The 5,772-nt window shown below is 50.5% G+C and carries 6 protein-coding genes; 2 read left to right on the forward strand and 4 right to left on the reverse strand.

Features of this window, described 5'->3' with window-relative positions:
- Positions 1-1,239: hypothetical protein (locus IQ235_RS16890; RefSeq protein WP_264322597.1), on the forward strand; the 1,239-nt coding region annotated here is incomplete at its 5' end.
- 151 nt (positions 1,240-1,390) lie between these two features.
- Positions 1,391-1,888, forward strand: a complete 498-nt coding sequence (locus IQ235_RS16895) for a DUF3172 domain-containing protein (protein WP_264322598.1) — start codon at positions 1,391-1,393, stop codon at positions 1,886-1,888.
- A gap of 28 nt (positions 1,889-1,916) precedes the next feature.
- Here IQ235_RS16895 and panB read toward each other — a convergent pair whose 3' ends face one another.
- The 4 genes from panB to dprA form a co-directional block, all read right to left on the reverse strand.
- Complete coding sequence (panB, locus tag IQ235_RS16900) at positions 1,917-2,693, reverse strand: 3-methyl-2-oxobutanoate hydroxymethyltransferase (RefSeq protein WP_264322599.1); 777 nt, start codon at positions 2,691-2,693, stop codon at positions 1,917-1,919.
- Positions 2,694-2,845: 152 nt separating this feature from the next.
- Complete coding sequence (locus IQ235_RS16905; RefSeq protein ID WP_264322600.1) at positions 2,846-3,601, reverse strand: DUF4437 domain-containing protein; 756 nt, start codon at positions 3,599-3,601, stop codon at positions 2,846-2,848.
- Positions 3,602-3,744: 143 nt separating this feature from the next.
- Positions 3,745-4,785, reverse strand: a complete 1,041-nt coding sequence (locus IQ235_RS16910; protein WP_264322601.1) for a TIGR03032 family protein — start codon at positions 4,783-4,785, stop codon at positions 3,745-3,747.
- A gap of 145 nt (positions 4,786-4,930) precedes the next feature.
- A partial coding sequence (gene dprA, locus IQ235_RS16915; RefSeq protein WP_264322602.1) for a DNA-processing protein DprA occupies positions 4,931-5,772 on the reverse strand: 842 nt, incomplete at its 5' end.

Below are 5,772 nucleotides of genomic sequence, written 5' to 3' on the forward strand. Positions count from 1 at the left end.
GGATTTAATTCCAATGAGTTTTCTGAGACTCCCAATTCCCTGGAAGTGTGGGGTTGGGATAACCAGCGCGGGCGCTACAATTTTTATAAACTTGATGGCAAGGGAACCAAAGGGCCGAGCTGGAAATTTCGCGGGTCGTCGGTGGGGGCATCTGCGCTACAGCCTCGAGAGCGTACGGGAACTTGTATGGCTTGCCACGTTAACGGCGCGCCGATTATGAAAGAACTGTTCTTCCCGTGGAATAATTGGCATTCTTTTGCCTCAGAAGCGACGTACCTGAAAGCCGAGCAACCCGATCGCTGGCCGGTAGCCGATAGCAGTCACTTGAAAGGGCGCTTAACCAGCGCTGAAGAACTCGAAAAATTACTCATTCCGGCAATTCGCCAGTTCAATTCCCGCAAAATTAAGACCATCACCCGTGCCGATCGATCGATGGTACGGGTAACAGAGGCAAAGGAGCTTCTCAAACCCCTGTTTGCCACCACAGAGGTGAACTTCATCAGTAGCGATCGCACCTCCAACCTCCATCCTTTCTCCAACACCACCTCCCAAAGCGAGATCGCCATTCCCGATAGCTTTTTTCTAAATGCCGAACTTATTGCCGGGGGCGGATTTGCCGGATACCGAGGTTTGGGCATTACCGAAAGCCGTCAATTTTCTGAGGTGGCGAAGGTGCAAACCCAAGAGTACGATCGGCTGGTGCGAGAATCGGCAGTCAAATTAGCCGGGGAACGACCCGGAGATACCAACTTTGCCTGGTTCGTGCCCGAAGCGAGCCATATCGATAACGATGCAATCGATCGACTGATGACACAGGGAATTGTCCCTCGGGAGTTCGTGGCATCGGTGATGGCGATCGACCTCGAAAACCCCATTCTATCTGCCGATCGCCAGCGCTTGCTCGACTTCGTACCCGAGACATTTCAAGTCAAACCCACCAATAACTTGATTCCCCAGACGATCGCGGCTTTAGAACGAGCGAAACCGTCAAACGATTCTCCCGAAGGTCGGTTTTTGAAACTTCTTAGAAGTGACGATCCGATCGCGACGTTGCGAGATGAAGTCAACGATTATTTAGCTCGCGAAAAACAATTGCTCGATGAGGGAGATGAAGCCACCCGATTTGTCGAACTCAAGCGATTGTACTCCATGGCGATCGCCCGTCGGCAAAATGTACTGCGCGATGAAGTGTTGCGCAACCTCGACGAAACGGGAGGACTGCTCTTGCCGCTACCGTAGATGAGAGGGGGAAAGGTTTGGAGAGTTGGATCTTCGGAGCATTGGGCCGGTTTTGTCTCCATCTCCCCTCCTCCCCATATAAGAGCGAAGCGTATATCATAGATAATCAAAAGCTTGTATTCACCTTTTTATTCGAGTTTTTCGAGTTAGTATGAAGCGCAAACCACAATCCTCATCACCACTTAATTACATATCCCTAGCCTTGATGGGTGGTATTTTCATTTTGGGTATTGGCATCGGGATTGCGTTTAGCTCGACGGCGAATCTCAGCCCTCAGAACTTTGCCTCCCGAGAATTTCTCGATCGCAGCGCGCCCAATCCGGAAGTCTGCGCTCAGTACGGGGCAAGTGCGATGGTGGTCAACTCTCAAGTGTATCTGACACTCAATCCGTTTAATGTCTACGTCGCCCAGCCGAGTATGGAACCTGGGTGCGTGTTGCGAACGAACAACTGGAACGTTTTGGAACGGCAGAAGGCCATTACCTCCCAAGAAGTGCGCGAGTGTAAAAATCGGATGAATACGTTTGGATTTACGGGGCGCTTGGAAGAAGACCCCCACGTCCAATGTATCTATCAAAATACCGCCGAAGATAACGGCTTTTTGCAACCGGGAATGGGAGATTTGCCACCGGAAACGGAACGCTTCTAGGACATTCTCAAGTTTTCACTGGGAACTTTCACTGGGAAGAGGTGCGATCGCGCACCTCTTTTGCATATTCTCCGACGGCTTGGGTAATTGTTTGGCGCAAATCTGCGTACACTTTGGCAAAAGGCGGCTGTTTTTCGGTAAGTCCGAGCAAATCGTGGGTGACGAGGATTTGACCGTCACAGCCATTTCCCGCCCCGATACCGATGGTGGGAATGGTAAGTTTTTTGGTGATTTTACTGGCTAAATCGTCAGGAATATGCTCGAGGACGATGGCAAAGGCTCCAGCCTGTTCGAGGGCAGTGGCTTCTGCCAAAATGCGATCGCGATCTTCGAGAGTTTTACCTTGCTGTCGGTAGCCCAGTTGACGGACAGATTGGGGCGTTAATCCCACATGACCCATCACCGGAATTCCCGCCCGAACCAACCGAGAAACCGTCTCGACGATCTCTGGATATCCACCTTCAATTTTAACCGCTCGAGCACCTGTTTCTTTTAAAACTCGTCCGGCCGAACGCAAGGCTTGTTGGGGACTTTCTTGATAGGTTAAAAAGGGTAAATCCACCACGAAAAAGGCTTCTTTTACTCCTCGCCGAACGGCTTTGGCATGATGTACGATTTCATCTAAAGTTAGGGGTAGTGTGGTTTCGTAACCGAGGGCAACCATAGCGAGGGAATCCCCGACGAGAATCAGATCGACTCCTGCCCCGTCTAAGATTTGGGCGATCGAATATTCCCAGGCAGTCAGGGCGACAATAGGTCGTTGTTGCTGTTTCCACTGAAGTAACTTTTGGATGGTAACGGTCATATTTATTGTTCGATTTTAAGACTTTAGAGCACTCCAATAAAAAATCATCCAATACGATGTGGGATAAACAACAGCCTTCACAAGTAATAATTGGAACACTCTGACCAACAAACCAATTGCGATCGCGCGAATTGGACGGGTTACTTCCTTGGCTAAGACGGAATCACTTCGTACTTTCCCTTCACTCGCACGTAGATGATGCACTCCTCCTGTGCTTCGGACGATATCTGATGCACAAATTCTCCCTCTAAGCTAAAATAGCTGCCTGGCTCTAAGGTCTTTCCTTTTGCCTCATTCGACACTTGGTATTGCGCTCGACCCTGAATTACGACAGCCCGCAAGGTTGAGCCGTTGCTGCGTATCTTTCCAGTAAATCCAGGTGGTAGCTTAATCAGAGTCCCGCTCAACTCTCCATTCTGCGGATTACCCCAAAGAAAGGCTAGTTTGGGTTCGTCGGCAGAGATGGACATTTCAGAACGATCGATCCAGGTGATATTTGATGCGTCCAGCCAAACAATGTTCGATTCGTTTACATTGATAGACCTATCATCGCTATCAAACGCCTCCTCAGTCGGAAGGACGAGATAGGGTCCTTCCTCAATTTCTATGTAAGCCAGGTTGTTGCCTGATGCTGAGGTAATATGCACATCTCCCCCAGGCTGAGTCCAGTAAGAACCCTTGGGTAGCCACATGTTCTCAGCATTGGGGTCATCGTTATGAATCGTACCGCGAATGACCACTCCTCGATAGGTAATATTGTGAATGTGAGGTGGTGACGAGAAGCCATCCACAAATTCTACAAGGAAGCCTGACGCTCCTGAATCGGTGCGATCGCCCCAAAGAGTTCCAGCTCTGGGGCTTTGGTCGCCACGGGCAGGGTTGAGGGGACTCCACTCGACTTCTGACATTAAGACAACCTCAGAAGTTGGCTCAACTTCGGTTTTCGTTGCGGTATTTTGGGATGCAACCTGCGTACTAACCCAGAAGGTTACAAAAATTGCAAGTGTGAGTGATATAAGAGTTCTTATATTCTTCATGATATAGAAACATACTATGAATCGATAAATTCTGGATCGAACACAAATATATTATTAATTTTATCTTTCTGAAATCCAATAATCTGGGGTCGATCGAATTGCGATAAAACTTGTATGTCAAATAATTCCGTACAACCCGATTGAAATTGGAGAAAACTAACCCGATCGCCCGTTTGAATATCGATTGCCCACACGCCGCATTGCAATCGATCGAACTTTTCTTCGATGGGTAAACCCCCAAAAATCCGTTTCTCGCGAATTTGGGAAACGCCGACAAAAGCGTAACGCCCGTAAAACGCCAACCCTCGCGTAAAGCCCGGTAACTGAGCCACAACGGTGCGATCGCCTGTTTCCGGTTGTACGATCTCCAAGGTGCCATTGCCCGAGTCTAGCAGCCAGAGGCGATCGTTATAGACTCTCGGAGAATGGGGCATGGAGAAGCCCCGCGCTACGACTGTTCCCGAAGGGACTTCCATAATACAGCCGTGGGTGGCTTTCGTGTCGTACCAGCCTCGAGGGGTATCGGTTTCGGAAAAAGCGGTAACGTATTTGGGTCGATCGTTCACCACCGCCAAACCATTCAAATGACATCGATCTTCTGCGTTGAGGGTACTGATAAACGGCGGTTTCCAGCGGGGAACGAAACTGGAGTCTGGGGAGAGGGTACACAAGCAGGAGAAACGGGTATTGACGATCCAGAGTTCGTCGTTTGCCCAAGCCAGTTCGTGAACTCGAATATTCCCGGTAATATGGGACGATCTCGGTAAAAAACAGGCATCGTATTCCGTTCCCGGTTCCACGTGGGGGGCGATTTCGGGGGCATTACGAAAAAAATAAATCTGATGGCGCGTCCCGATGGCGAGGCGATGGGGTTGTAACGCCAAGCCCATCATTTGCTCGAAATTTCGCAGTAGGGTGACGAGGCGTTTTTGCTGCGATCGCACCACCATCAGTTTCCCCGCTTGATAGGTGGAGATAAACAGGGAAATTCCTAACGTTTCTAAGAGTTCTGGAAAGTTGCTGCTATGGACGTAGCGAAAGGGCGGTGAAGTCATTAACGTCAGGCGCGGGATAAGACAGTTTCTGGTTTTGGTAGGGAATGGGGAATGAGGCAAAGAGTTACCGTCACCCCATCAAGCAACTTTGAGATTGTTACGATGGGATGATTTTTTTCTTGGAGTGCTCTAAGGCGATAACGACTCATCGAATGCGCTGGTATCGCATTCCCGGCAACTGAGTCACCAACCCCAATAATTCTAACTGCACCAATGCCCCAGATATCGTTCCCGCCTCCATTTGGGCGGCTTGGACGATCGCATCGAAGGCAGTGGATTCTCGGGGAACGGCTTGCAAGACGCGATCGAGTTCCGGTTCGAGATCGATGGGGGGTGGAGTCATTTCAAGCTGAGTTGAGGGAGACTTCTCCACATCCAATGAAGGTAAATCCCCCAGCATTTCCAACAAATGCCCTTCCCCCAAAATGACATTTGCTCCCCGAGACAAAAGTCCCAAACATCCCAAAGCGTTCTCATTATCGAGAGAACCGGGTAAAGCATAAACATCGCGGTTAAAGTCGTTGGCGATGTAAGCGGTAATCAGCGCCCCGGATTTTGTCGGTGCTTCCGTGACGATGGTGGCGCGACTCAACCCAGCCACGATCCGGTTGCGCTGGGGAAAGTGAGCGCGATCGGGTTTTGTGCCCGCCGGATATTCGCTCAACACCAACCCAGATTCGAGAATTTGCTCGTACAGCGATCGATTCTTGGGGGGATAGATAACATCGACCCCCGTGCCGAAAACCGCAACCGTCCGCCCTCCTGACTCGATACAGGCATGATGGGCGACGCTGTCGATACCCGCAGCCATCCCCGAAACGATGGTAAATCCCCGTTTCGCCAGAACCGCACTCAAGCGGCGAGTCCACCGCCTGCCGTATTCTGTGGGGTAGCGAGTCCCCACGATCGCCACCATGGGGGTTTCTCCAGCATTTTCCTCGGGTTTCACCTGACCTTGATAGTACAAAACTGGGGGCGGGCTGGGGA

Origin of the sequence: Zarconia navalis LEGE 11467 (genome assembly GCF_015207075.1) — a bacterium.
GTDB lineage: Bacteria > Cyanobacteriota > Cyanobacteriia > Cyanobacteriales > Geitlerinemataceae > Zarconia > Zarconia navalis.

Coding starts and splice junctions, on each gene's coding strand:
- IQ235_RS16895 (WP_264322598.1), top strand. CDS start 1,391: ATGAAGCGCAAACCACAATCCTCATCACCACTTAATTACATATCCCTA.
- panB (WP_264322599.1), bottom strand. CDS start 2,693: ATGACCGTTACCATCCAAAAGTTACTTCAGTGGAAACAGCAACAACGA.
- IQ235_RS16905 (WP_264322600.1), bottom strand. CDS start 3,601: ATGTCAGAAGTCGAGTGGAGTCCCCTCAACCCTGCCCGTGGCGACCAA.
- IQ235_RS16910 (WP_264322601.1), bottom strand. CDS start 4,785: ATGACTTCACCGCCCTTTCGCTACGTCCATAGCAGCAACTTTCCAGAA.